General features: G+C 43.3%; 20 protein-coding genes. 14 read left to right on the top strand and 6 right to left on the bottom strand.

All coding sequences use genetic code 11. The features are described from left to right. Positions 1–6: 6 nt before the first annotated feature. Together AC04NP_RS26840 and AC04NP_RS26835 are read right to left on the bottom strand one after the other, a co-directional pair. Complete coding sequence (locus tag AC04NP_RS26840; RefSeq protein WP_482863163.1) at positions 7–1,044, bottom strand: FecR family protein; 1,038 nt, start codon at positions 1,042–1,044, stop codon at positions 7–9. A 69-nt stretch (positions 1,045–1,113) separates the two neighbouring features. After that, positions 1,114–1,719 carry an RNA polymerase sigma factor gene (locus tag AC04NP_RS26835; RefSeq protein WP_482863162.1) on the bottom strand — a complete coding sequence of 202 codons (606 nt, stop codon included), beginning with the start codon at positions 1,717–1,719 and terminating at the stop codon, positions 1,114–1,116. 244 nt (positions 1,720–1,963) lie between these two features. On the opposite strand from AC04NP_RS26835, the gene AC04NP_RS26830 reads away from it, so the two are divergent. From AC04NP_RS26830 to AC04NP_RS26795, 8 genes are all read left to right on the top strand, one after another. Next, complete coding sequence (locus AC04NP_RS26830) at positions 1,964–2,611, top strand: TetR/AcrR family transcriptional regulator (protein ID WP_482863161.1); 648 nt, start codon at positions 1,964–1,966, stop codon at positions 2,609–2,611. Then, complete coding sequence (locus tag AC04NP_RS26825) at positions 2,608–4,221, top strand: sodium:solute symporter (protein ID WP_482863160.1); 1,614 nt, start codon at positions 2,608–2,610, stop codon at positions 4,219–4,221. Before AC04NP_RS26830 ends, AC04NP_RS26825 begins: the two co-directional genes overlap by 4 nt. A gap of 11 nt (positions 4,222–4,232) precedes the next feature. Next, positions 4,233–4,679 (top strand): L-rhamnose mutarotase, encoded by a 447-nt coding sequence (locus tag AC04NP_RS26820; protein WP_482863159.1) that lies wholly within the window; start codon positions 4,233–4,235, stop codon positions 4,677–4,679. Between the two features lie 165 nt (positions 4,680–4,844). After that, positions 4,845–6,362: an alpha-L-fucosidase gene (locus tag AC04NP_RS26815; protein WP_482863158.1), complete on the top strand. Its 1,518-nt coding sequence runs from the start codon at positions 4,845–4,847 to the stop codon at positions 6,360–6,362. A 26-nt stretch (positions 6,363–6,388) separates the two neighbouring features. After that, positions 6,389–7,771 (top strand): alpha-L-fucosidase, encoded by a 1,383-nt coding sequence (locus tag AC04NP_RS26810; protein WP_482863157.1) that lies wholly within the window; start codon positions 6,389–6,391, stop codon positions 7,769–7,771. Between the two features lie 37 nt (positions 7,772–7,808). Next, positions 7,809–9,050, top strand: coding sequence for an enolase C-terminal domain-like protein (locus AC04NP_RS26805; protein WP_482863156.1), 1,242 nt, complete (start codon positions 7,809–7,811; stop codon positions 9,048–9,050). Between the two features lie 23 nt (positions 9,051–9,073). After that, a complete protein-coding gene (locus AC04NP_RS26800; RefSeq protein WP_482863155.1) occupies positions 9,074–11,368 on the top strand; it encodes a glycosyl hydrolase family 95 catalytic domain-containing protein in 2,295 nt (764 codons plus the stop codon). Further along, complete coding sequence (locus tag AC04NP_RS26795) at positions 11,368–12,417, top strand: Gfo/Idh/MocA family protein (protein ID WP_482863177.1); 1,050 nt, start codon at positions 11,368–11,370, stop codon at positions 12,415–12,417. The genes AC04NP_RS26800 and AC04NP_RS26795 overlap by 1 nt, the downstream gene beginning before the upstream one ends. 376 nt (positions 12,418–12,793) lie before the next feature. Here AC04NP_RS26795 and AC04NP_RS26790 read toward each other — a convergent pair whose 3' ends face one another. Then, entirely contained in the window at positions 12,794–13,411 is a 618-nt protein-coding gene (locus AC04NP_RS26790) for a TetR/AcrR family transcriptional regulator (protein ID WP_482863154.1), read from the bottom strand. A gap of 82 nt (positions 13,412–13,493) precedes the next feature. On the opposite strand from AC04NP_RS26790, the gene AC04NP_RS26785 reads away from it, so the two are divergent. Genes AC04NP_RS26785 through AC04NP_RS26760 form a run of 6 tightly spaced genes read left to right on the top strand, consistent with a single transcriptional unit; the run spans position 13,494 to position 18,823 of the window. Continuing rightward, positions 13,494–14,249 carry an outer membrane lipoprotein-sorting protein gene (locus AC04NP_RS26785; RefSeq protein WP_482863153.1) on the top strand — a complete coding sequence of 252 codons (756 nt, stop codon included), beginning with the start codon at positions 13,494–13,496 and terminating at the stop codon, positions 14,247–14,249. A gap of 11 nt (positions 14,250–14,260) precedes the next feature. Then, positions 14,261–15,475: an ABC transporter permease gene (locus tag AC04NP_RS26780; RefSeq protein ID WP_482863152.1), complete on the top strand. Its 1,215-nt coding sequence runs from the start codon at positions 14,261–14,263 to the stop codon at positions 15,473–15,475. A 19-nt stretch (positions 15,476–15,494) separates the two neighbouring features. Further along, entirely contained in the window at positions 15,495–16,697 is a 1,203-nt protein-coding gene (locus AC04NP_RS26775; RefSeq protein WP_482863151.1) for an ABC transporter permease, read from the top strand. 21 nt (positions 16,698–16,718) lie between these two features. Next, positions 16,719–17,402 (top strand): ABC transporter ATP-binding protein, encoded by a 684-nt coding sequence (locus tag AC04NP_RS26770; RefSeq protein ID WP_482863150.1) that lies wholly within the window; start codon positions 16,719–16,721, stop codon positions 17,400–17,402. A gap of 35 nt (positions 17,403–17,437) precedes the next feature. Further along, positions 17,438–18,595 (top strand): hypothetical protein, encoded by a 1,158-nt coding sequence (locus AC04NP_RS26765; protein WP_482863149.1) that lies wholly within the window; start codon positions 17,438–17,440, stop codon positions 18,593–18,595. 15 nt (positions 18,596–18,610) lie between these two features. Next, complete coding sequence (locus AC04NP_RS26760; RefSeq protein ID WP_482863148.1) at positions 18,611–18,823, top strand: hypothetical protein; 213 nt, start codon at positions 18,611–18,613, stop codon at positions 18,821–18,823. Positions 18,824–19,019: 196 nt separating this feature from the next. On the opposite strand, the gene AC04NP_RS26755 is transcribed toward AC04NP_RS26760, so the two are convergent. From AC04NP_RS26755 to AC04NP_RS26745, 3 genes are all read right to left on the bottom strand, one after another. Then, a complete protein-coding gene (locus AC04NP_RS26755) occupies positions 19,020–20,720 on the bottom strand; it encodes an alkaline phosphatase family protein (RefSeq protein WP_482863147.1) in 1,701 nt (566 codons plus the stop codon). Beyond that, complete coding sequence (locus AC04NP_RS26750; RefSeq protein WP_482863146.1) at positions 20,717–24,226, bottom strand: VCBS repeat-containing protein; 3,510 nt, start codon at positions 24,224–24,226, stop codon at positions 20,717–20,719. The genes AC04NP_RS26755 and AC04NP_RS26750 overlap by 4 nt, the downstream gene beginning before the upstream one ends. Positions 24,227–24,332: 106 nt before the next feature. Next, positions 24,333–25,946, bottom strand: coding sequence for a RagB/SusD family nutrient uptake outer membrane protein (locus AC04NP_RS26745; protein ID WP_482863145.1), 1,614 nt, complete (start codon positions 25,944–25,946; stop codon positions 24,333–24,335). Between the last annotated feature and the right edge of the window lie 11 nt (positions 25,947–25,957).

Here is a 25,957-nt window from a genome sequence, read left to right as displayed (position 1 = left end):
CTTAAATCATATCATAGGCGCTCCTTCCTTATATTGGCAACCTTTTCCGGTAATTATCCATTGATTATATCCATTAAATTCATATTTGAGATCAAGGAACGATTGAAGGCCTTTCAGAATGGTCTCAAGGCTTTCTTTCTCATACCGGGCCTTCCTGATCACACAATTGCCCAATTCACTGTTTTCGAGTATAATCTTTTGATCAAATCGTTTTTCTAACATCACAATGACATCTTTCACGGACTTGTTTTCCAGAATAAGTTCCTTTGAGTGCCAGGCCATGTATTTTCTACTATCTACCGTCAATTGTGAGAGCCTACCGTTTACAGGGTCATAAACGGCCTGTTCATTTGCTGTGAGCAATATTTCTTCGTTATTTTGGGAAGATAATTTATCCAACGATTCAATATGAACTTTTCCGGTAGCTACCGTTACCTCAATATCCTCTCCCTGGTAGGCGCGTATATTAAATGAAGTGCCCAGAACCTTGGTACGTATTCCGGCAGATTCCACAATAAAAGGTTGTCTCTTGTTCTTTGCTATCTCAAAAAATGCCTCTCCCTTCAACTGAACTACCCTTCTGTCACCATTAAATTGCGGTGGGAAGGTAATGGAGCTAGCGGCATTTAAGCTAACTTTAGAACTATCGGGTAGTATATAGGATACCCTTTGACCAAGGTAGGTGGTTTTGGTAATGGATTCTATCTTCCCGGCCTGATCTTCATCTTTAAAAAAGAAAATCATCATGGCTGCCATCATAAATACTCCTGCCGCTGCTGCGATCTTCAGTGGCCGGAGGTTCCTCCGTCGCGGTTTTTCATCCGCAATCCTGTTTTTTATTCTCCCGAACAGGTATTGCCTGTGTTGATTTTCAAGTGTAGGGTATGTTTTCAACTTACTCCAAACTTCATCTAAAAGAGGATCTATCTCATGAAAACCCCGCTTTTTATTCATATAAGAAAACAGTTCTTTTACTTCCTTGGGGGAGCATTCATCCCGCAAAAAAAGCTCGAAAAGCGTCTTTATTCTTTCTGAGTCTTTCATAGAATATCTTGAGTTCAGACATAATACGATTCTCAACAGGCCAAAGGGTGAGTGACCAAAATTTTTTTTTTACAACTTCAAATCATATAGAAATGTCAGTAGCAGTATGGCCGTTTTGTCGGGATACCTACTGAATACGTTGCGCAGGTGGGTGGTAGCCGCAGCCAGATGACTCTTTACCGTATTTTTGGATACGCCAAGATGAGAGGCAATCTGTTCATAAGACATCCCTTGCTCGTTTTTAAGCCTGAAAACCTGCCTTCTGCGTTCCGGCATTTGATTGATCACCTGTTCTGCCAGTGTGAGATACTCCTTGTAAATAATTTCTTCTTCAGTGGAGGAACGGTAGTAATCAACCGACAACATCAACTGTTGTTGAATGCGGGAATCAATAGCAGCCTTATCTAAAAAATCCAAGATATGATTTTTAGTTATCCTGAACAAATAAGCTTGAAACGAAAGACCGGGTTGGATAGACAATCTGCCCTTCCATATTTTCGTAAACACCTCTATGACCATATCGTCTGCCAAATCTTTGGTTTTTAGTATCTTATAGCTAAAAGCATATATTTTGTCCTTGTAAATATCAAACAATGCTTCAAAGGCCTTCTCACTTCCTTCCCGGACCCGGGAAAGTATTTGAAATTCATTGTCGGGTACTTTCTTCTTAATCATTCAGCGATGATCTTTTTGTACTGTAACCAAAGCGTGATTCACAAAACTTTTTTTCACCCGCAACATTACAAGATGACAATTGTTAGTACTCATAGTTTTGATCAACCTGCTCATCGAGTTCTTACATTGAGCCGGGAAGGCAGTTAGTTGCTCAGTGAAAATATCTGTTTCCATATTTTTGATTGTTCATCAAAATCCTTTATAATTACAATCTAGGGCAATCGCCCTAACTAATATAATGAATATGAAAACAAAAAACAAAATTATAGAAGCTGCAATCCGGCTATATAATGAAAAAGGGCTCTCAAATGTTACAAGCCGTCATATTGCAGCAGACATCAATATTAGTCACGGCAACCTCGAATACCACTTTCCCAACAAAGAGGCTTTGCTGCTTGCTATTTATCAACAAATGAGGCAGGAGGTATCGGGTTTTTATCAAGACCGGACAAACGACATTTCCAATCCCGTTGAATATTTGCATCATATCCTGGTCCGGTTGGAAGAATTTCAGGGCAAGCATATGTTTTTTAGTTTGGATGTACTGGAGATATCCAGAAAATATGTCAAAGTGAATCTGCTATTGAAAGATACGTTTCAAATCAGAAAGATTCAGATGAGAGAGATATTCCAAAAGTTTGTAGAATTAAATTATATGGAACCAGAACCGGCACCGGGTTATTATGCAAGGCTTCAGCATACAATAAGGATATTGATCACTTTTTGGAAATCGCAGGAAGCTGTTTTGACCAACTTTGACTTCAGCAGTAAGGGTGAAATGGTAAAGCATATTTGGGAATTGCTTATCCCTCATTTTACTGAGAAAGGTAAGGCCCGATACCGGTCTGTTATTGAAAATTTTTACAATAATCATCCGGCTGCCAGGCAATGAGGGGAGTTTCAATAGTAGATATTATTGTTATTATAGCCTACATCGTCGTGATTGTGGGCGCCGGATTATGGGTAGCGCGTCGCCGGTCCATGAGCGCCGATGGTTATTTCTTAGCCAGTCACTCTTTAAGGTGGCCCGTGATAGGCGCTGCGTTGTTCGCTTCCAACATTTCTACCGTACATCTCGTTGGCCTGGCTGCATCAGGGTTTAACGACGGCCTGGTTTGGGGGAATTTCGAATGGATGGCTGTTTTTATGTTGATCATACTGGGCTTGGTTTTTGCTCCTTTTTACTACAAAAACAAAATAGCCACGCTGCCTGAATTCCTGGAAATGCGCTACAACGCCACTGCAAGAATGTGCCTTGCCTTTCTGGCACTGCTGGGAGTCCTTTTTATGCATATTGGGGTGAGCCTGTATGCAGGAGCTGTGGTGTTCGAGCACTTTTTTAGCGTAAACATTTACTTCTCTATTCTGACCATATCTTTTATCACCACCCTGTACACCGTTATAGGAGGTCTCCGGTCGGTGGTGATCACCGAAACAATACAAACGGTGATACTGGTGGTGGGCGCGGTAATATTAACTGCCTACGGATTTATGGCATTGCCAGCACATGGCATCGATAGTTGGGCCGCCTTAAAAAAAGCAGCCAAGCCCGGACAATTGAGCATCATACCAACAGCCTCCAACTCATCGGGGCTCACCTGGCAGGCAATCGTGCTGGGATATCCGGTGCTGGGTATCTGGTACTGGTGCGCGGACCAGACGATCGTGCAGCGGGTGCTTGGCGCACAATCTCTGAGGGATGCTAAAACCGGCCCTTTGTTTGCGGGTTTTATAAAGATTTTGCCAGTATTTATACTGGTGCTCCCGGGTGTTTTGGGTTATGTACTGTTTAAGGATATCATCACAGATGCCAACGACACTTTCCCTGTTCTTATTACGCAACTGCTTCCCACAGGACTGAAAGGGCTTATGGCGGCCGCTTTACTGGCGGCGCTCATGAGTACGATTGCCGCAGCCTTGAACAGTGCGGCTACATTGTTTTCAATAGATATTGTAAAAAGAAACAGACCGGAAATCACTGACCGTCAGCAAGTGCGGATTGGCAGGGTAACGGCTGTGGTTGTGATGATTATTGCTATCTCCTGGTCACCTTTGATAGCCAGATTCAATAGTATCTTTGAGGCAATCAATATCTTGCTAACGGTAATATCCCCGCCCATTTCCGCCGTATTTGTCTGGGGCATCTTCTGGAAAAGGGGCAACCACCAGGGAGCATTAGCCACTTTTATCGGAGGCTTTTTCTTGGGATTACTCACCTTTCTGGTTGATTTTCCAATTATCGGAGATACCAAAATTATATCAGGAGTCCTGGGAATTTCTTTTATGATGCAGGCCTGGTGGTTATTTGTATGCTGCTCAGTAATCTATGTAGTAGCCAGTTTGTTGACACCTGCCCCTGATTATAAGAAGATCCAGGGGTGCACATTAAACGCTCCGTTGGCCTTTTTGACTGAAAAAGAAGGGAATGAAAATAATCTGCCCTTGATGATTTCAGGTATTTTAATCCTGATTATGGTATTGCTTTACACACTGTTTGGATAAAAACCGCCACCATGAATTCACTGACCAAAATAATGCAGATACTTACCTTGGCTTTCACAGTTACTCACTGTAGCCAGCCGAATGATCACAGAGGCCGGAAATCTTCCGAGGAAAAGGCAGGGGCCGGAGACCAGATCAGGAGATACGGGTATGTTATCAAGATAAAGCCTGAAATGCTGGATCAATACAAGCAGCTTCATAGAAATCCGTGGCCGGGTGTACTGGAGCAGATCACAAAAAGCAATATCCGCAACTATTCTATTTATCTGAAAGATAATTATCTGTTTAGCTATTTCGAATATGTCGGTGATGATTTTGAAAGTGATATGGCAAAAATGGCTGAAGATTCCCTTACCCTTGAATGGTGGAAACAGACCGATCCCTGTCAGGAGCCGCTTGAAAGTCGCGCAGAGGGGGAATGGTGGGCCATGATGGAAGAAGTGTTTCATCATGATTAATGTCGTTATGAAAAAAACATTCTATTATAGATCTCTTCCGGCATTAATTTCTATTACTGCACAGAAGAAAATGAAGAATCGAATATTACCGGAGAAGACAAAATTGATCAGATCAATACAAAAACTGAAGGGAGAACACCAATGATTAAGAGTAACACCATCAAAATGGCATTTTTTTTAATGTTTATCAGGGCATTGTCCACAGCGCAAACAACAAGTCCCGGGCCCGGAAACATTGTTGAGATACTGCCCGATGATTCGCACGATGAGATTATTAGAAAAGCAGCAAATGTCATACCCAGTGCTAACCAAATGGCCTGGCAGGAGATGGAATTGACAGCTTTTCTTCATTTTGGCATCAATACTTTCACAAAGCGGCAGTGGGGCGATGGAAAAGAAGATCCCCGGCTTTTTAACCCCCAAGAGCTGGATGCTGCGCAATGGGTGAAAACCTGTAAAGATGCCGGAATGAAACTGATCATTCTTACTGCCAAGCACCATGATGGATTTTGCCTTTGGCCCAGCAAATACACCGGTCACTCCGTGAAAAACAGCCCCTGGAAAAATGGGAAGGGGGATGTTGTACGGGAACTGGCAGATGCATGCAGGTCATATGATATGAAGCTGGGCATATACCTGTCGCCGTGGGACAGGAATAGTGCCGTCTATGGTACAGATGCATACAATGATTACTTTGTAAACCAACTGACCGAGTTGTTGACCGATTATGGCGAAGTAGCGGAAGTGTGGTTTGACGGGGCAAATGGCGAAGGGCCTAATGGCAAAAAACAGGTTTACGACTGGCAAAGGTATTACAAAACCATCAGGCGCTTACAGCCCAACGCGGTGATTGCCATTGTGGGGCCCGACGTTCGCTGGGTAGGTACCGAATCCGGCTACGGCAGGGATACCGAATGGAGTGTAGTGCCTGCCAATACACAGAATGAGGACAAAATAGCTGCACGCTCGCAGCAGAAAGCCGGTACGTTCAGGCCTGAAATAGATGCCATGGCCAGCGATCTTGGCAGCCGGGAAAAGCTCTTCAACGCCGACAAGCTGGTATGGTACCCTTCTGAGGTTGATGTTTCAATCAGGCCGGGGTGGTTTTATGATGAAGATGAGGATGAAAAAGTAAAGAGTGTCGAAAAGCTGCTGGACATCTACTACAGCTCGGTAGGTAAAAACTCGGTGTTGCTCCTGAATATCCCTCCTGATAAAAGAGGGTTAATCCATGAAAATGATGCGAATACGCTAAAAAAATGGAAGAAGGCTATCGATAAAACTTTTAAAGTAAATCTGGCTGCAAATGCCGGTATCAGGTCCGTAAAAAGCCAGTCTGGCTTGAAAGCCGGGGTTTTGATTGACGGGGATTACGACACTTACTGGCACGCAAATGAGAAAACACCGGACATTGAAATTACACTGGACGGCCAAAAGCGTTTTGATCGCTTATTGTTGCAAGAGAAGATTACTGTCGGCCAACGCGTTGAAAAGTTTAAAATCGAGGCAAAAATTAACGGAACCTGGAAAGCGATTGCTGAGGGCACCACCATTGGTTATAAGCGATTGCTCCGGTTTCCGGAAGTAAAAACAAACAAAGTACGTGTAACCATCCTGCAATCCCGGGCAAATCCGGCCTTGGCAGAATTCGGACTATTTAAGTCTGCTCTTATTAAAAATTAATACCTGATTAAAACATTGAATGGACAATGAAACAAATTAAAATTTACATTTCAGTGACAGTTGTCTTGTTACTGGCTGTAGCCTCCAAAGCGCAACAATCGGGAGGTGGTGAAGCAAACCCTAATTTATTTACCCATCAAAAGGCTCTGAAAGCTTTTCAGGATAATCGCTTTGGCCTGTTTATCCACTGGGGGCCTGTAACACTTCGCGGTGAAGAAATATCATGGTCCAGGGGCGTACAGATACCCAAAGAAGAATACGACAACCTTTATAAGGAATTTAATCCGGTGCTGTTCAATGCTTCGGATTGGGTAAAAACGGCCCGGGATGCCGGGATGAAATACATTGTACTCACCACAAGGCATCACGATGGATTCTCGCTATGGGACAGCCAATATTCGGATTATGATATGGCCAACACGCCATATGGAAAAGGAATTGTGGGCGCCCTGGCTGACGAATGTAAAAAACAAGGTATTGATTTCGGCATCTATTATTCGATTTGCGATTGGCGCCATGAAGATTATCCGGTGGAATATCCGGATCAAAAATATCAGTTCCATACTGAAAAGAACATTACCGATCCCGAGGTTAAGATGCAAATGGACAGGTATACATTGTTTATGAAAAATCAGCTCAAGGAATTGATAGAAAATTATGATCCTTCCCTGATCTGGTTCGACGGCGAATGGGAGTGGGCGTGGACCCATGAAATGGGCATGGATCTATATAGTTACTTACGGGGTCTGAAAGATGATTTATTGATCAATAACCGCGTAGACAAAGGCAGGCAGGGAATGGAGGGTACTACCAAGAGCCATATTTTTGCGGGGGATTTTGCTACCCCTGAACAACGTGTAGGGAGTTTTGACAACAAGAATGCCTGGGAAACCTGCATGACCATTGCACAGCAGTGGGCCTGGAAAGCAAATGATAAAGTCAAGTCAAAAAAGGAATGTATTCACACACTACTTCAAACCGTGGGCGGGGACGGGAATCTTCTGTTCAATGTCGGACCTATGGCCGACGGACGCATAGAACAACGCCAGGTCGAGCGATTGAAAGAGATGGGAGATTGGTTGGCCATCAATGGAGAGGCGGTCTATGGCACCCGGGGAGGGCCTTATCAGCCAACCAGCTATATGGTCAGCACAAAAAAGAATAATAAAATATATCTGCATCTGCTTAGTCATCCCGGTAAAGACCTGACATTACCATTTCCAAAGTCAATAAAAATCAACAAAGCATATTTCCTGGATGGAAACGCCCAGGTTAAAGTAAATCAGGACAAAGCATCATTCGATATCAACCTGCCGGATTCACTACCGGATGAAATAGCTTCTGTCATAGTTCTTGAACTTAACAAACCCGCGGCTGATATCGATGTGATCGAACGATTGAGATACTAATATTAGTAAGAGCGAAAACCAGAATTTTATATATCGAATGGGCAAACCTATCCTCATAAAAAAAGCTTTTTCATCAGACATTCAATACAAGCTAAAAGATGGTGCCGGATCCGATGCTGTCCATACTACACCCATTTATGCTTATGCGGTTTGTAAGTTGGCAACTGACATGAACGTAGAGGGAACCGGGTTGGCTTTCACTTTGGGAACGGGTAACAACCTCGTTTGTCAGGCGATCGACTACCTGGTCAAACACATTGAAGGCAGGGAGATAAACGAGTTAATGAGTAATTTCGGACAGGTTTCAAAGACCATAGCCGACGATCCTAATTTTAGATGGCTGGGCCCCCATAAAGGCATAGTGCACCTGGCGCTGGCAAGTGTGACCAATGCCTGTTTTGACCTTTGGGCAAAGGCTAATGGGGTACCTCTTTGGAAGCTATTGGTCGATCTGCCGCCCAAGGCCATTGTCGATACCCTGGACTTATCTTATCTTGAAGATGTGATGACAAGAGAGGAGGCTGTCTCGATATTGCAAGAAGCCGCTTCGACTAAAAATGAAAGGAACAGCATATTGGGAACAGGTTATCGCGGTTATGATACTTCCATAGGTTGGTTTAATTACAGCGATGACCAAGTAGCAGATAATATAAAAAAGGCCATGGACAGGGGTTTTACCGCCATGAAGCTGAAAGTAGGTTCCGAAGATACGCAAAGAGATATTCGCAGGGCGCAATTGGTACGGGATACAGCCGGCAACAAGGCCACCATCATGCTGGATGCCAACCAACAATGGCACCTTCTTAAAGCGATAGAGGTATGCCGTGAATTAAAAAGTATAGATCCTTACTGGATAGAGGAACCTACTCATCCGGATGATGTTGGAGCTCATGTTACCCTGGCCAAGAAAATTGCGCCATTAAAACTGGCACTGGGCGAACATGTACCCAACAGGATAATTTTTAAAAACTACCTGCAATCCGGGGCCATACATTTTAACCAGGTAGACGCAGTCAGGGTAGGCGGGGTTGCAGAGTTTATAGCCATTAGTTTAATGTCCAAAAAATTTGGAATACCGGTTGTACCACATGTCGGTGATATGGGACAGATTCACCAGCATCTGGTACTTTTCAACCATATTGCTATCGGACATAAAGCGATTTTTCTGGAGCATATCCCGCACCTGACAGAATATTTTAAATACCCCGTACAGGTCGTTGACGGTTATTATAAAGTCCCTCAGCAGCCAGGAATGAGTACGGATTTAAAGAACTACTAACGATATTGAATATGAACTTTTTAATGAAAAATCCAGGCCTGATTCTGATATTATTTGTATTGGCTGCCTGTAAAAATGAAAAACCTCCGGTAAGTCCCGGTAAGTCACCATACGACCTTCATTTCGATCAGTTGCCTACCGTCTGGGATGAAGGAATTCCGCTTGGAAATGGCATGGTTGGGGCACTTATCTGGGAGAAAGAAGGTAAACTAAGGTTCTCTCTTGACCGGGCCGACCTGTGGGACCTGCGTCCTATGGAAAACCTTAAAACACCGGAATGGAAGTATAGTTGGGTATATGAGCAATGGAAAAAAAATGACTACGGTCCGGTCCAGGAAAAATTTGACGTGCCATACGACAGAAGCCCTGCACCTTCCAAGATTCCGGCCGCCGCCCTGGAATTTGACATTTCGTCATTGGGCGATATAGCGTCCGTCCGTTTACATTTGAAAGAGGCAATATGTGAAGTGAGGTGGAAAAACGGGACGAAGCTTTTGGCATTTGTTCATGCCACTGAGCCGGTGGGCTGGTATCGCTTTGAAGGGTTGGAAAACCCCCTACCATACGAGCTCATTCCGCCGGCTTATAACCTTAAAGGACAAAGTGAAGCAGAAAATCCTGTAACCGGCCAGGACTTGAGAAGGTTGGAATATCCGGAAGGATCGATTGTTAAAGAGCCGGGTTCAATTACGTACAGTCAGGAAGGCTGGGGCGGTTTCAGGTATCAGGTGAATGTCACCGACAGCAACAGTGATGCCATGGAAGGCTGCTGGAGTATTAGCTCCGAGTTTCCCGGTTGGGAGAAAAAATCCTCCGCAAAAGAGGTGGTTGACAATACCCTGCTTACCGGAATAGACAAAACCCTTGAATCTCACAGGGATTGGTGGCATAACTTTTGGGCACAATCGTCTATTGAGGTGCCTGATAAAATTTTACAAAAGCAATGGCACCTTGAAATGTACAAGTTCGGGGCTGCAGCACGCGCGGGGGCTCCTCCCATTTCACTACAGGCAGTTTGGACAGCGGATAATGGCAAGCTCCCACCGTGGAAAGGCGATTTCCATCATGATCTTAACACACAATTAAGTTATTGGCCGGCCTATAGCGGAAATCACCTGGAGCAAGAAATTGGCTTTATCAATTGGTTGTGGAAATACAGAGATACATTTAAAGAATATACCAGGGAATATTTTGAGACTGAAGGCTTAAATGTACCGGGAGTAAGCACCCTCACAGGGGAACCGATGGGCGGGTGGATACAATATGCTTTCGGCCCAACCGTGTCGTCGTGGCTGGGTCAGCATTTCTATTTACATTGGAGATATTCGATGGACAGGAAGTTTCTGGAGCAAAGGGCCTATCCCTGGGTAAAGGATGTAGCATTGTATCTGGAGGGCATTTCAAGATTTAACGATAAAGGCCAGAGGCAATTGCCCATAAGCTCAAGCCCCGAATTTCATGACAACAGCCGGGATGCCTGGTTTGCCCAAACCACCAATTTTGATCTGGCCCTGGCGCGGTGGACATTTGAAAAAGCCGCTGAACTTGCCTGGGAAATGGACCTCTCCGATGAAGCTAGTCGCTGGGAAACCATACTTTCCGAATGGCCTGACCTTGCCATTGATGAAAAAAGCGGATTGATGGTAGCGCCGGGTGTGCCATATACGGGATCTCACCGCCACTTCTCCCATCAACTGGGATATCACCCTTTGGGCTTAATAGATTTTTCCAAGGGAGAAATGCACCAGGAAATTATAAGAAACACCATAGCTACACTCGATGAAACCGGTTCAGGTAGCTGGACTGGGTACTCTTTTAGTTGGTTAGGTAACCTAAAGGCCCGGGCATTTGACGGAGAAGGCGCTGCAGAAGCTTTGCAGATATTTGCTACCAGTTTCTGTCTTCCCAACAGCTTTCACGTCAATGGCGATCAATCCGGCAAGGGGTATTCGAATTACACATACCGCCCTTTTACCCTGGAGGGAAATTTTGCTTTCGCAGCCGCGTTGCAAGAGATGCTCATACAAAGCCATACTGGTATTATCCGGATATTTCCTGCCGTTCCTTCCGGCTGGTCTGATATCAGTTTTGATCAATTACGTACTGAAGGGGCATTTTTAGTAACCGCTAAAAAAGAAAACCGAGTAGTTACCCATGTTGAGATCAAATCATTGCAAGGAGGTATTTTGAAATTGAAAAATCCTTTCGAAACCAACGAATTGGAATGTTCGCACAATTACCGGATCGATGATCAGAATATTATCAATATCACTACAGAGCCAGGTGATATTGTATACATTAAAATCGAAAATAGGTGATGAAGATCGATACATTTCCCATATTACCAAAAACCAAAAAATCAATAGTCATTATCGGAGCAGGGGGCATTGTGAAAGATGCCCATTTGCCGGCTTACAAAAAAGCCGGTTTTGAGGTCAAAGCCCTGTATGACCTGGAGGTCGAAAAAGCCGAACGACTGGCGGGTGACTATGGGATAGGCACTGTTTGTCAAAGCCTGGATGCATTGATAAAGCTGGCAAAGACAAACGATTGCGTATATGATGTCGCCTTGCCGGCATCCGCTATCATACCTGTCATCGATCAAATACCTGACGGTTCGGGTGTACTTATCCAAAAGCCAATGGGAAATGATTTGGGACAAGCAGAGATCATTCTGGACTTGTGCAGGAAAAAACAATTGGTGGCAGGAATTAACTTCCAGCTCCGCCATGCTCCTTATATCAAAGCGGCAAAAAAAATAATAGATAGCGGAGTAATCGGGGAATTACATGACATAGATGTTCGGATGAACGTCTACACGCCCTGGCATCTCTGGGATTTTCTTTACAAGCTGCCCAGGGTGGAAATACAATACCATAGCATTCATTATATTGATATGATCAGGTATTTTTTCGGGACTCCGGAAAACGTTTTGGCCAAAACAACAAAGCACCCAAACGTGAAAGAGCTTTCCTCTGCGCGGTCGTCCATTATTATGGATTATGGTGACCTGATCAGGGCGAACATTAACACCAATCATGGTCACAATTTCGGGCCAAAGCACCAGGAATCATATTTTAAATTTGAAGGCACCGAAGGGGCGATCAAAGTCAGGGTAGGGGTTTACCTGGATTACCCAAAAGGTTTGCCAGACAAATTTGAATATATCTCTTTGAACGTCAGTGACGACTGGCAGCAAGTAAATTTGGAAGGCACCTGGTTTCCGGATGCCTTTATCGGCCCTATGTCGGGGCTGATGTGCAAAATGGAAGACCCTACCTGCGAATTTATCAATTCGGTAGAAGACGCTATTCATACGATGGAAGTGGTAGAAAAATGTTATCGATCCGGTGAATATGAAATTTGAACGGCAATCCTGGTATTGAATAAGGAGATCATTGCGCCAAACCCAATGACATATTGATTACCCAAACCCATAGCCCGGACCGTTGACGATTTTTACCGGAACAATAAAGAAGGGTCAATTTTTGAGTTGAAAGTGGGGAATGGAAAGCTGCTGGTATGCGGATTTAATATCAACAATCAAAGCTCTCCGGTGGCAGGACAATTACGGAACAGCCTGATCAATTATATGCAATCTCCTTGAGGGAAGAAGAGACTAAGCATTCTAACAATACCATATTGAATCTCTATCTTGCTATACTCCTTGAAAAAATCAGGATGGGGATCGGATCACAACCTACTGCGCCTAGGAAAATAAACCCGGTTGTGGCCCGGTCCAACTAAACAGTATTTACTCTACTCATGGCACTTAGAATTTCCTTGCTCATGGTATCCATTTCTTTGATGGGTATTTTCATGTCGTTCTCAATCCAGTTTGAAAGTAACGACACCAATGCGGCTGCAGTGGCTTCAATTAAAAACTGTTCCTTTTTAGATGAATTACCCTTTTTTTGGGTGTCGATGGATTCAAAAACATCCTTCAACTTTAAGCTTACAACATCATGAATATGATTTAAAAGTATATGTCCACTTTGTTTTCCAAACAAAGCTTTCGCTACGTCTTTATTGTCCCAGGCATGCCTGAAAACAGTTGTAAAATTCACTCCCGCACCTTCCTCCCCTTGCTGAAACAACATTTCTGTTAAGTGAGGCTGCCCGCTAAAAAGAAGTTGCTCTTTGTTTTCATAATGTGAGTAGAAGGTAGATCTACCAATGTTTGCTTCATCAATAATTTCTTGAATGGTTATGTGATCATAACCTTTCCTGAGAATTAAAGAGACCAGAGAATCCCAAAGGAGCTTTTTTGTCCTTTGTACCCTTCTATCAACGACCTTATTCCCTTTTTCCATTTTCTGAACTTTTCTTTGTTTTTGTTCCTTACTGAACACTTTACGCATTTTGTAGATTGTATGCTATGATGCCAACGGCTAATATTGTGTTATCGAACAGATTATTCAATAACTAACACAATATACGACAATGAAGCAACTATTTGTAGCCTTTATATTTCCATTCCTACTAAGTGGGACAGATTCAAAGAGTCAGGATTTATCAGCCAAAGAGATTGTAGAAAAAGCTTATTACAATGAGCGCAGCGAGGCTTACACATTAGACATGACCATTAAAGTGATCCGCCCGAAATGGTCAAGAGCGCTGACCACCCGGACATGGGCAAAAGGATTTAACTATGGTATGATGGTGATCACAGCACCCGCCAAAGACGAAGGAGTAAGCTATATGAGGCTTGGTTCTGAGGGATGGAATTTTATTCCGTCAATCGAGCGGATTGTCAAAATTTCTCCATCGCAGATGGCTCAATCCTGGATGGGTTCGGATTATACCAATGAAGATCTGCTGAAAGAAGCCTCAATCCTGCATGATTATACCCACAAGTTGATAGATAAAGAAAATGTAGATGGTATAATCTGCTATAAGATAGAAGCTACTCCAAAACCAGACGCGGCAGTGATTTGGGGGAAAAAAATTGTATGGATTGGAAAGGAAGACTTACTGGAACGGAAAACGGAAAACTACGATGAGTTGGGCGATCTCATTTCGACTTTGACCAAAACTGATATCAAGGAAATCGGTAGTAAAACCATGGCAACTACACTGACCATGACTCCTAATAATAAGGAAGGTTATCGCACAGTAGTAACTATACTGGGTGGTGATTTTAAGCAAAAGATCGATGACTATTTCTTCTCGAAAGAAAACATGCGACAACTCAACTAAAACCCAACAGAATGGACCAACTAATCAAACTGGCCTGGAGGAATATCTGGCGTAAAAAAAGACGATCTGTCATTACAATGCTTTCTGTCATTTTTGCAGTTGTCATCTCTATTAACTTCCGCTCATTACAATGGGGGTCTTATGATAAAATGATTGAGGCTGGCACTAAGAACTCCGGGTATTTACAAGTTCAAAGCCAGGATTATTGGGAAGACAAGTCAATCAATGAACTCATCGAAGACCATGTTAATTTCAGGAATCAAATTTCATCCGTTCCCGGGATCTCTTCTGTCATACCACGTTTGCAAAACTTCTCGTTAGCTGCTTCTGAGTCAAGTTCTAAAGGAGCGCTTGTCATTGGAATTGACCCGGAATCAGAAAACCAATACAATGAATTAAATGCGCGTGTAATAAAGGGTAGTTATCTATCAGAAAATGAAAACGCAGTAATTATCGCAGAAGGATTAAGCAACTACCTTAAGCTCAAAGTCAACGACACATTGGTATTGGTCAGTCAGGGGTATCATGCGTCCATCGCAGCGGGCAAGTATCCCATCAAGGGTATTGTAAAACTTCCTAATCCTCAGATGAACCGGATGACGGCTTACCTTCCATTAGCTACTGCTCAAGCTTTCAATGGTGCGGAAGGTTTGGTCAATGCTTTCATGCTCAATGTCTCTGATCGCACGCAGGTCAACGCAACACAGTTAATGCTGCAAGATCAGCTAGGTCCCGCTTATGCCATCATGCGTTGGGATGAAATGCATCCTGAGATCCAACAGTCCATCAATACTGATACCACGATCGCCACACTTCTGCTTTCAGCCCTTTACCTGATTGTGGGTTTTGGCATCATTGGTACCATTGTAATGATGGCTTTGGAACGGAAAAGGGAGTTTGGCATGTTGCAAGCGATAGGCCTTCAAAAATCACAAATTCAAACCGTCATCTTACTGGAAAGCCTTATGCTCGGTGTGATTGGCGTAATCCTGGCCTGGTTAATCGCTTTTCCCATTGTCAGTTTCATGCACAACAACCCTATCCCGCTGACGGGTGAAGGGGCAAAATCATTCGAAGCAATGGGAGTAGAACCCGTCATTCAGTTTGCCATTAAGCCGCACCTGTTTGCCCTGATGGGACTGATCATTTTCCTCATTATGTTGGTGGCCAGTGCTTTTCCGCTGACGATGATCAGGAAGCTTAAAATGAGTGAAGTAATCAAGTAATTATTAAAATCATTAAACGATGACCACACGATTAGCCTGGAAAAATATCTGGCGCAACAAGACCAGGAGCCTCATTTTCATAGGTGCCGCTTTCTTCGGATTGGCATTGGCTATATTCACCATTAACCTGATGAAAGGGATAGCCGCTCAACGGTTGGATGATGCTGTCAGCATCCAAACCGGACACCTCCAGATTCAAAACAAAGATTTCAATACGTTCCGGGAAATCGATCAGTACATTGCTGATCCTGCACAGGTGAGAGCTCTCTTGAAGGATCAACCGCAAATCGTCTCCATTACCGAGCGGATGGTTTCAGAAGCGGTTTTGACTACCCCGGAAAATACCAGCATCGCCCAGCTCACAGGTGTGAAGCCAGAAATTGAAATTCAATTTTCTGCACTTAAAAATTATCTCATTGAAGGAACTTTCCTGGAGGGTGATCTACCCAAACCCATCCTTGTCAGTAAAAAAACGGCAGAAAGGCTAAAACTCAGCATTCGATCAAAAGTAATTGTCACGCTGAAAGCTGTTTCAGGTGAAATCGTAGGAGGTGCCTTCCGGGTGTCCGGCATATTTGAGACACCAAATACACCTTATGATGAGAACAATGCCATTGTAAAGTACAGTGATTTAGGTGAGTTATCCGGCATCAAGAACCCTCATGAAATTGCCATCCTGATAAATGATCGAATGCAGTTGGCCGGTATCGAAGACTTTTTAGCGAAAAGCCTGCCTTCTGACTATCGCCACTACTCCTGGATCACGCTACTACCACAGCTCTATGCATTCAATGGCTTCACAGAAGCGGTGAGTATGCTGTTTACCATCATCATCCTGTTAGGCCTGGGGTTCGGACTGTTGAATACCATGAACATGATCGTTCAAGAGCGAACCCGTGAAATTGGCATGCTCAGGGCCATTGGCCAAAGCAAATGGTCAGTGCTTTTTATGTTAGTCAAAGAGTCAGGCTTTCTGATGTTCATTGGCTCCTTAACAGGTATTTTATTGGGCATTGTCATTGTAAATGTGACCTCACAAACAGGAGTTCCGCTTGGTTCGGGGTTTGCATTACTAGGTATCAGGGCAACCATCTACCCGGTAGTCGTTTGGCCTATGATTGTTATGGTTTGCGTACTGGCAACCATGCTCACCGCCATCATATCCGTTTTCCCGGCATTCCGGGCACTTCGTATCAGGCCACATGCTGCATTAAGAGATTGATAAACCTTCAAACAAATCAAAATGGAAATTATTGAAATAAGGAATCTAAGCAAGACCTATAATCCCAAGACCATTCCTGTGCATGCGGTGAATCAGGTGAACCTTACTTTCAAAGAGGGAGAGTTTACAGCCATCGTAGGTGCTTCGGGATCAGGGAAAACCACCCTGCTCAACATGATCGGCGGCATTGACAACCCTTCTGAAGGAGAAGTATGTATTGCCTCAAACAATCTGACGAACATGAGTGAAACCCAAAAAACAAAATTCAGAAGGGATCATATCGGGTTCGTGTTTCAAAGCTACAATCTCCTGCCGGTACTCACCGCCATCGAAAATGTCGAGTTCATCATGGAAATGCAAGGAAGGCCAGTCAAAGAAAGACATTCGAGATCAAAAGAGTTATTGTCAGCCATTGGTCTGAGCAACAGGCTTCATTCCCGTCCCGGTAAACTATCCGGTGGCCAGCAGCAACGAGTAGCAGTTGCCAGGGCACTGGCGCATAAGCCAAAATTTGTGATTGCCGATGAACCTACGGCAAACCTTGACTCCAGATCTACTGCGGATTTGCTGGACATTATGGTCAAACTCAATGAGCAGGAGGGTATTACCTTCATCTTCTCAACCCACGATCAACGAGTCGTGGACAGGGCCAGAAGAGTGATCGTATTTGAAGACGGAAGCGTAAAAGAGGACTATAACAAGTAACATTCTAACACGTGTTAAAGAAGTTGATTATTTGTATGCTTTCAGCTTTACCATACCTTCCTCATCCTACATTCGGTCAAAATGAACTCGCAAACTCGAACCCAGGCAAAAAGAAGGAATCATCAGTAAAGCTTTCCGGGTATGTCAAAGACCTGGTGACGGTATCCGTTCCGGCAGGAGATTCGTTGTGGCATTTTGACAATCAAATTCACAACCGGTACAATATCAACTGGCGTCTTTCAAAAACCTTGACGTTCAATATAGAAGGACGCAACCGGCTGTACTTTGGCAATAACATTCAATTCAATCCGGAATTTGAGAATCAGGTGACCGCATCGTTGGATCAATGGCAGTTAGATTGGATCGTTGGAGAAAATGACTCCTACTTTTTTTACGCCAACATAGACCGGCTAAACATCCAATGGCGAAAAGGACGCTACCAGGTAATTGCCGGAAAGCAACGGATCAACTGGGGCAAGTCTTATGTATGGAACCCAAATGATGTCTTCAATGCCTACTCCTTTTTTGATTTTGACTATGAGGAAAGAAGGGGAACAGACGCTTTGCTATTCAAATACACAGCCAGTCCTTTGTCGTCCCTGGAAGTGGCCTCCGATTATGCTGAAACATTTGATAGTCTGACGATGGCCATTAAATACAATTTCAACCAATGGGAATACGACTTCCAGGTATTGTCAGGAAAACACCTGGAAGACATTTTTCTTGGTGTAGGCTGGGCTGGACAGGTTAAAAGTGCCGGATTCAAAGGGGAGCTAACTTACTTCCAACCTTACAACAATAATCAGGAGGCTGACCTGGCAGCCAGCGTTTCTTTTGATTACACGTTTCCCAACACGTTGAACTTCCGGCTGGAAGGAATGTTCAATAGCAACACCGGAGGTGAAGTCACGCAAATTGATATATTGGAACCGGTTACCGCTAGAACACTGATCCCTAACCAATGGGCACTATTTGGAACTGCAGGTTATGACATTACGCCATTGGTAGTTGTAAATGTAAACGGCATCTACTACATCGATGACCAGTCCTTTTTCATCAATCCGGACATCACGTTTTCACTGAATAGAAACACGGAATTCCTTGTGGCCAGCCAAGTATTTGGTGGTGATGAAAGCAGTATTTTTGGCACATTGGGAAGTTTTGTGTTTACAAGGCTAAAATGGAGTTTCTAGGTTTGAATAGCAAATATGATTTTTGAGGTAAGTAAACCCTCGGCCAACAGCATGATGGTTTCTATCGATGACAAAAATGAATCGCTGAGCGCCAAGGTAAGCGAACGTTTGCTGGTGAATAAAGTGTATTTACTATACACTTATCTCAATATACACATAATAAGGTTTTCACAAAGCTCCGTCATTTCAACACTATCCAGGTTCGTACATATCTCAGGGCATTTTTGAAAATTGGCTGAAGCCATGAAAGAACAATGGCCGGACTAATTTAGGTTCAGCTTTTTTTGTTACGAGGTATTGTTTGGTTTTGGGTGATTCTTCAAAAAGCTTTGGAATTTCATCTCTGAAAAGTGGCTTATCCAGGTTCAAATCTTTGTACCTTGGATATAGCCGCAAAATTTTTTCTAAGATACTGAAAACATTTTTAATTGGTTGTATGCAAACTGAGCGAAGCATTCGGCATATCAGATGTCAATACTTGCCTGTGGAAACCCGGGCCTTCAACATAGGTCTGCAGCCAAAGCCCACCACCACTGTTGTACCAGGTTACTTCTACCTTATGTTTTCCGGATTCCAAAAAAACGGTGCCTTCCCTTGGACGGACCCCATGGTTGCCATCATTGTCCACAACTGCTTTTCCATTAATATAAAGCTTGCTGCCATCATCTGATTCCGTAAAAAAAGTGTATTTTCCAGGGTTTTCTACTTTCAGATATGAAACGAATTTAACAGCCACCTGATCACCCCCTTTTGGATAATCCAACCCTTCCGAACTGAATTCAAAACCATGGACTTTTTCACCCACAGGTTTTAACAGGTTGAAATCCGGAAGTTTGTTTAAGTTTTTTCCATAATAAAATGTCCCGGTAATACCTTTGTCAACCGGATCTTCCACCAGTCTAAAAAAAGCCGTATTGGTATTGGATACTTTTTTGTTTTCAATAAACAAGGCTGCCTTTACTGTGGTGGTTTGTCGTACTTTCAACGGCGTTTTATAAACAGGAGAAGCTCCGGTAGGTTCGCTTCCATTTAAGGTGTAACGGATGGTAGCATCAGCGGTCGTATTTTCAATTACCACTGTTGTTTCATCACCAATGTATAGCCCTCCCGATGGTTTAAAACCGTCACCTGAGGGTTTTATCCTGGGTTGCCTGTAAAATGTCCTTCTTGCGTAGGATACTTCCTCATCATAGCCCACGAATGCAGTTTTTATGGGTTGCCCAACCCAGACATTGGGCCTTTCTATTCCAAGTGCAAAAGCGGCCGTAGGTGAATTGTCGATCGCACTAACAGGCATTTGGATACGGTAGCCTTTCTTAACACCGGGACCGGATAATATCAACGGAATGCCAATGACTTCGAGCACGTTTTCGTTATGGCCAAAACCCAGGCCACCATGGTCTGCAGTAACCATAACCAAAGTCTCACCGGCCATACCATTTGTTTGAAGGCTACTCAGGATTTCACCTATGAGCGTATCTGCTTTTTCAACGGCATGGTAATAAGCGTCCGACCCGTGGCCAAATGAGTGTCCGGCCGCATCGACTTCATCAAAATGCACGAAGCAATACGCAGGTCTTTTTTTATTTAAGTATTTTATGACGCTGGTTGCCACTGCTCGATCATTTTCAGGATTTTCGAAATGATTTAAATGTTCTTCCTCAAAGTAATTTCTGATTGTTCCCCAATGATAAATGGCACCCGACTCCCAATCATTTTTCTGTTCACGGATTACTTCAAATATGCTGGGGAAAAGCCCATTTTTGCCCTTTCCACTGGCGACTGGTGCCAGACTGGGCTCGTTAGGGTCAAAAGAATTGCTGGTTACTCCATGTTCTTCAGGACCTGCGCCCATTAGAATAGAAGCCCAATTGGGTCCTGAACTTGTTGGCATTACGCCCCTTGCAAAGAAAGTAGATGCACCAAAGGCTACTAAACTGTCGATAGCCGGTGTATGGGCCTTTTTGATACCGTCAGGACTCAAACCGTCAACCCCCATCATCAAAACATGTGAAACACCCTCAATGCCATTTTCGTTTTTCATCCGTTTTGTGCAGGAACAAAAAGTAAAAACAACGATCAAAGGAACAATCATCAATGCCAACGGACTGCTATTTTTTCTCATTCAATTTTGTGGTTATTCGGGTTAATAATTCTTTTGTTTCCTTTGGTGTCAAAAATGGTCACCTCATCGATTTCTTTTGAGATCATCAACCTTCTGGAGCTTCCGGAAAGATAAGCGTTGCCATGATAAAACTCCTTGAGCATACTTTTGCCATTTTTGTCTTTTACTATGGCTTTGACGTCGTTTTGATTTACAGGTAAAAACGTGACATTTTCGAGCTGTTGCCCGAATACATCGAGCGGTCCATCGTTATTGGCCGAAAGGAGTAAAACACTTTCATTTTGATAGGCAAATGCCATTCCTTTTGCGTTGCCTGATTTAAAAAAGCCACTTTCATCTTGCCTGGAAATGGAAAAATGACCCTGCCCGTTCCCCAAAAGAACAAGACCTTTTAGCGCGTTAAGACGGCCGGTGGATACTTCTACCCCAAAATGGTTTCCGGTCAAAATAACATCTGTGTTCCCATCTTGGTCAATATCCTTGGAAATCATGCCAAAAACAGCAGACAGTTGTGTTTCCAATGGCAGTGGACGCATACTGAATTGGGAATTTCCGAGGTTTTCAATGTAGCTGTGAGTCATATTCTGCGAGGTATACACCTTGCTTGTACTCAATTCCTGTTTTGTAAATGAAGTCTTAACATCTGCCCTGGCATAAGCATCATAGGTCACGAATCGTTTCTGCATCCCACTCAGTTGCTTTATCAAATCGGCCCTGGAATGGGATATCTGGTGCTTATCTCCAATATAGCGACATAAAACCGGATCGTTCCGGCCGTTGTGATCAAAATCATTCAAAAGCAATGTAAGGGGATATGCTGAAGAAGCCCGATATCTACCGTTTAAACCATAATTCCCGACGATATAGTCTATATCACCATCATTATCAAAATCTGCCGAAGTTATACTGTTCCACCAACCATAGCTGTCCTCTAAGCCTTCAGGATTGATTTTGACAAGTTTACCTTGATTGTTTTTAAGGAATGTTATTTGCATAAACTCCCCTGCCAACATGAGATCCGACCAGCCGTCATTGTCAAAATCTGTCCATCTGGCATCGGATATCATCCCTGCTTCCCAAATCATATCGTTTGAAACATCCGTAAATTTTACATGGTCTCCATGGGTATCGTTTCGTAAAAGGTAGCTTTTCGGCGTAGTGGGGTAATCACCCGGAACCACCCGACCTCCAACAAATAGGTCCAAATCTCCATCACGATCATAATCTGCACCTACCACACAAGATCCACTGGTAGTAATTGTGGGCAAGGCGTTGTTGTTCCTGATAAATTGTCCGTCTCCCTTGTTAATATAGATTCTATCCTGATATTTCTCAGAGGCTCCTTCTTCATGCGTACCCCCGCTTACCACATAAAGGTCTAAATCGGAATCGTTATCCACATCAAAAAACAAGCAACCCATATCCTCAAATTTTTCATCTTCCCCGATTTCCCGTATTGTGAAACCATTAGCTGATTGCATAAAAAGGCTTCCCTGATGCCCATATGCATTTCCAATGTAAAAGTCTTCAAGTCCATCATTATTAATGTCACCTACAGCAATACCAGGGCCTAGTTCCGAATGTGTATGCGGCAGTAATGGCTGTCTATCGAAATCTATGGATAGGTTTTCCGTATGTCTGAACCCGAATATGGAATCGTTGTGTGGTGTACTTTGAAAAATGGTGTTTTTTGGAGGCTCAACGCTGTATTTCTTTGACAGGAAGGCCTCGTTGTAGTCAAACATCAAATGCTTATTTGCTTTAATATGCCGTTTCTCCTGATATTTGCCATCGGGCCAGTAAACTTCGACAGCAGTAACCAGCGAGTCAGCTCCCAAACCAAAATGTGTGACGGAAGGTATTGACGACAAGTAACCTTTTGCCGAATAATGCTCGTAAATTTGGTGCTGCTCTCCATGGGTGATCATTATTTTGGTTCCGTAGGCATCGATATTGTTCGGTGGGCCTTTAACTGATACTTTTAGAAATCCATGATTATCGATGTCATTGGTATGGTTCTCATAAACGAATGCTTTTTGGTTGGTGTTGTTGACGATGAGGTCCAAATCGCCGTCATTGTCCAGATCTGCATATACCGCGCCGTGAGAAATACTCTCTTTATTCAACCCCCAATCATTAGTCCTGTCTCCAAAATTGAGCTTACCTTGGTTTTGGTACATATAGTTGGGAATAGAAACAGGACCTAATTTAGCTATCTGATCCAGGTATTTTTGTATTTTATAGTCATTACTGCCAAAGGTGGAAACGTTTGAGGACATATAATTGATGAAATCGAGATGGCCCATATCCCGCATGTAACCGTTTGTTATATAGAGATCGCGGTATCCGTTATTATCAAAATCTGCCAGCAGGGGAGACCAACTCCAGTCTGTACTGCTAATTCCTGATAAGCATGAAATCTCACTAAAAGTGCCATTGCCATTATTGAGTTGAAGGGTATTTCTTGTGTATTGTGGGAGATAGCCCCTTTTTAACATTAAGTCGAACTTTTTATAATTGTTGCCCGGTAACATTATTTTTTGCCGGTAAGCATCTTCCGGGAGCATATCCAATTGTACAATATCCGGATATTGATCTCCATTGAAGTCTGTGATATCGATGCCCATGCCCGCAAAACTTGTATGGTCTAACATCGTAGTAGCCATATCTTTGAAACGGCCATTTTTTTGATTGATATACAAAATATCATTCGACAGAAAATCATTGGATACATAAATGTCAGGCCAACCATCCATATTTATATCCGAAATGGCAAGTCCCAGACTGTAGCCTTCAATGAGAATCCCGGCTTCTTTTGAAACGTCTGTGAATGTGCCGTTATCATTGTTTCTTAGCAATATATCTGTTGAGGCAGCTTCCCCTTTTATATGGCGCTCTTTTATATTGTTAACAGTATGGGGATCGAAGTTTGAGGGGTTTACTATCAGGAAAACATCCAGGTCACCATCCAGGTCATAATCAAAAAAAGCAGCTTGTATGGTCTGCTTGTCAATGTCCAATCCATGGACTGAAGCGGATTCCTCGAATTTGAGATTACCGGTGTTAATATACAGTCTGTTTGTTTTATCTGCATTCGGCGGTCCGGAAACATTGATGTATATATCCTGAAGCCCATCTTGATTGACATCCACAATACTGACACCTGTCTCCCAACTATTATGCTTTAACAGACCGGCACGCTCTGTTATATCCTTAAATACCATAGCGCCTTGATTCAAATAGAGTCTACCCGGAACCTGGTTGCCAGAAAAATACAAATCTATTAACCCATCATTATTGAAATCTCCGGCCCCTACGCCTGCCCCATAATAAAGATGGGGGTAGTTGTATGCGTTTAACGAATCCGTTTCGGAAATAGCATTAATAAAGTGAATGTTCGTCTTTGATGGAGCTAATAGCTCAAAACGTTTTTTCTTGCATGAGGACAATAAGAAAATGCCTAAAACAAGTGTGGTAAAATAATAAATAACAATGCCTGCTTTCATTAATCAAAAACTACAAAAATGGGGAACAAAGCCCCATTTTTGCTTACTTAAATTATAACAACTAAATCAAACTTCTGAATCTGAATCGAACAATTATCGAAAACTTTTAATATCCCGGATTCTGTTGAAGCGCACCGCCGGATCTGGTGATTTCTTCAGAAGGGTATGGGAAGTGATTCAGGCGATCTTGCCATTGTGTTCCAAAAACTTCCGGTCCAATACCCCATCGCTGTATATCGAAAAAGCGTTGCCCCGCTTCGAAAGCCAGTTCCACCCTTTTTTCATAACGCATTGCTTCAGTCGGATCCGAAATAGAGGTGGGCCCCATACCTAAAGTCGCCCTTATTTCATTATTAATTATATTCATGGCATCGCCAGACCGTCCCACTTCAATAAGCGCTTCAGCATATAGTAAGAGCATTTCCGCATAACGATAAAAACGGTCATTATTATAGTGACCACGACCGTCAAGTACACCTTCGGGCGTTATACCTCTTGGTCCTAAATACTTTTTTATGTGAACACCCTGGGTGTAATCATAGGTAAATCCGTTGTCATCGGTAATTTCGCCAAGTGTGTATGGAAAGGTCTCCCCGGTTCTGGTAACATAATCCTCACCTTCAGCATACACCGTAGCGGTCTTTCTCGGATCGCCTGGTTCAAACAGATCGGCAAATGCTTGTGTGGATTCATACAGGCCCCGGCTTTCAAAAGTAAAACTTATACCATTTGCGTTGTACTGGCGTCCGGGAAAAGCATCTCTGTGTGCGTGTGTCCAGTAAAGCCGCATGGTATGTTGTACCGCAGGTTGGTTTCCCTGACCACCTGGCTGTGCCTCCAAAACCCAAATATTGACAGCCCCCGGATTATCCCCGAATTGTAATTCGAAAATTGTACCGGCATTGTTTTCCGCATCAGCGGCAAAATTATCTTCATAATTTGAAAGAAGCATAAATGGGCCATTCGTCCTGACAGATTCAAAAGCGGTGATGGCCGCATTCCAATCCTTCTGCCATACGTTTACTTTTCCAATATATGCCATTGCCGCCCATTTTGAGGCTCTTCCCAAATTTTCCGGTCCCCACTCGTCCCGTGTAGGAAGATTATCGAAGGCAAACTGAAAATCGTCGATGATTTGGTCGAGAATTTCAGCTTCATCGCTGTTGCCGACTACCGATGACTCAAAATCAACAATTCTTTTTGTGATTAAGGGAGGGTTGCCCCAAAATTTGACTGCTTGAAAATGATAGAAGGCCCGTAAAAACCTGAGCTCTCCTTCTAAACGATTAGACTGATCTTCGGTGATTACCTCTCTTTGAACACCGTCCGGTAGTCGTTCCAAAACTAAATTTGTCCTGGAAATACCCTCGTAGATAAATTTATAAACCCTGTCCAATGGTCTGAGTGAAGGATCGAAATTCAAGTCATTATATTCTTGCAAACCTGTGATAGTGGCTTCCTGTGTTTCCCATGTGGTAGGTTGTACATTATCGGAGGGCGCTAGCAACACCTTAAATATTGGAGACCAAACATTCAATGCGGAACTGGAAGCTTGATACAATTTGTTCCACGGACTGTAAGCTGATAACGTAATGACGTCATACTGCTCAAAGTTATTATAAAAACTTTCCTCATTGGGTCTATCCAATGGTACCAGATCAACATCGGCGCAAGAAAGCGCGAAAAAAATCAGTGTTAACAGTAAATACTTCTTTTTCATAACAATTCAAG

The sequence above is a fragment of the Agaribacillus sp. DX54 genome (assembly GCF_056858335.1).
Note: the sequence above shows the minus strand (reverse complement) of the source record. Positions and strands in the feature narration are given on the sequence as shown.

Bases quoted from the DNA above. Each gene is read 5' to 3' on its own strand.
- AC04NP_RS26780 (WP_482863152.1), top strand. From the start codon at position 14,261: ATGGACCAACTAATCAAACTGGCCTGGAGGAATATCTGGCGTAAAAAA.
- AC04NP_RS26835 (WP_482863162.1), bottom strand. From the start codon at position 1,719: ATGATTAAGAAGAAAGTACCCGACAATGAATTTCAAATACTTTCCCGG.
- AC04NP_RS26750 (WP_482863146.1), bottom strand. From the start codon at position 24,226: ATGAAAGCAGGCATTGTTATTTATTATTTTACCACACTTGTTTTAGGC.
- AC04NP_RS26805 (WP_482863156.1), top strand. From the start codon at position 7,809: ATGGGCAAACCTATCCTCATAAAAAAAGCTTTTTCATCAGACATTCAA.
- AC04NP_RS26755 (WP_482863147.1), bottom strand. From the start codon at position 20,720: ATGAGAAAAAATAGCAGTCCGTTGGCATTGATGATTGTTCCTTTGATC.
- AC04NP_RS26840 (WP_482863163.1), bottom strand. From the start codon at position 1,044: ATGAAAGACTCAGAAAGAATAAAGACGCTTTTCGAGCTTTTTTTGCGG.
- AC04NP_RS26770 (WP_482863150.1), top strand. From the start codon at position 16,719: ATGGAAATTATTGAAATAAGGAATCTAAGCAAGACCTATAATCCCAAG.
- AC04NP_RS26795 (WP_482863177.1), top strand. From the start codon at position 11,368: ATGAAGATCGATACATTTCCCATATTACCAAAAACCAAAAAATCAATA.
- AC04NP_RS26775 (WP_482863151.1), top strand. From the start codon at position 15,495: ATGACCACACGATTAGCCTGGAAAAATATCTGGCGCAACAAGACCAGG.
- AC04NP_RS26800 (WP_482863155.1), top strand. From the start codon at position 9,074: ATGAAAAATCCAGGCCTGATTCTGATATTATTTGTATTGGCTGCCTGT.
- AC04NP_RS26745 (WP_482863145.1), bottom strand. From the start codon at position 25,946: ATGAAAAAGAAGTATTTACTGTTAACACTGATTTTTTTCGCGCTTTCT.
- AC04NP_RS26760 (WP_482863148.1), top strand. From the start codon at position 18,611: ATGATTTTTGAGGTAAGTAAACCCTCGGCCAACAGCATGATGGTTTCT.
- AC04NP_RS26765 (WP_482863149.1), top strand. From the start codon at position 17,438: ATGCTTTCAGCTTTACCATACCTTCCTCATCCTACATTCGGTCAAAAT.
- AC04NP_RS26820 (WP_482863159.1), top strand. From the start codon at position 4,233: ATGAATTCACTGACCAAAATAATGCAGATACTTACCTTGGCTTTCACA.
- AC04NP_RS26830 (WP_482863161.1), top strand. From the start codon at position 1,964: ATGAAAACAAAAAACAAAATTATAGAAGCTGCAATCCGGCTATATAAT.
- AC04NP_RS26810 (WP_482863157.1), top strand. From the start codon at position 6,389: ATGAAACAAATTAAAATTTACATTTCAGTGACAGTTGTCTTGTTACTG.
- AC04NP_RS26790 (WP_482863154.1), bottom strand. From the start codon at position 13,411: ATGCGTAAAGTGTTCAGTAAGGAACAAAAACAAAGAAAAGTTCAGAAA.
- AC04NP_RS26815 (WP_482863158.1), top strand. From the start codon at position 4,845: ATGGCATTTTTTTTAATGTTTATCAGGGCATTGTCCACAGCGCAAACA.
- AC04NP_RS26825 (WP_482863160.1), top strand. From the start codon at position 2,608: ATGAGGGGAGTTTCAATAGTAGATATTATTGTTATTATAGCCTACATC.
- AC04NP_RS26785 (WP_482863153.1), top strand. From the start codon at position 13,494: ATGAAGCAACTATTTGTAGCCTTTATATTTCCATTCCTACTAAGTGGG.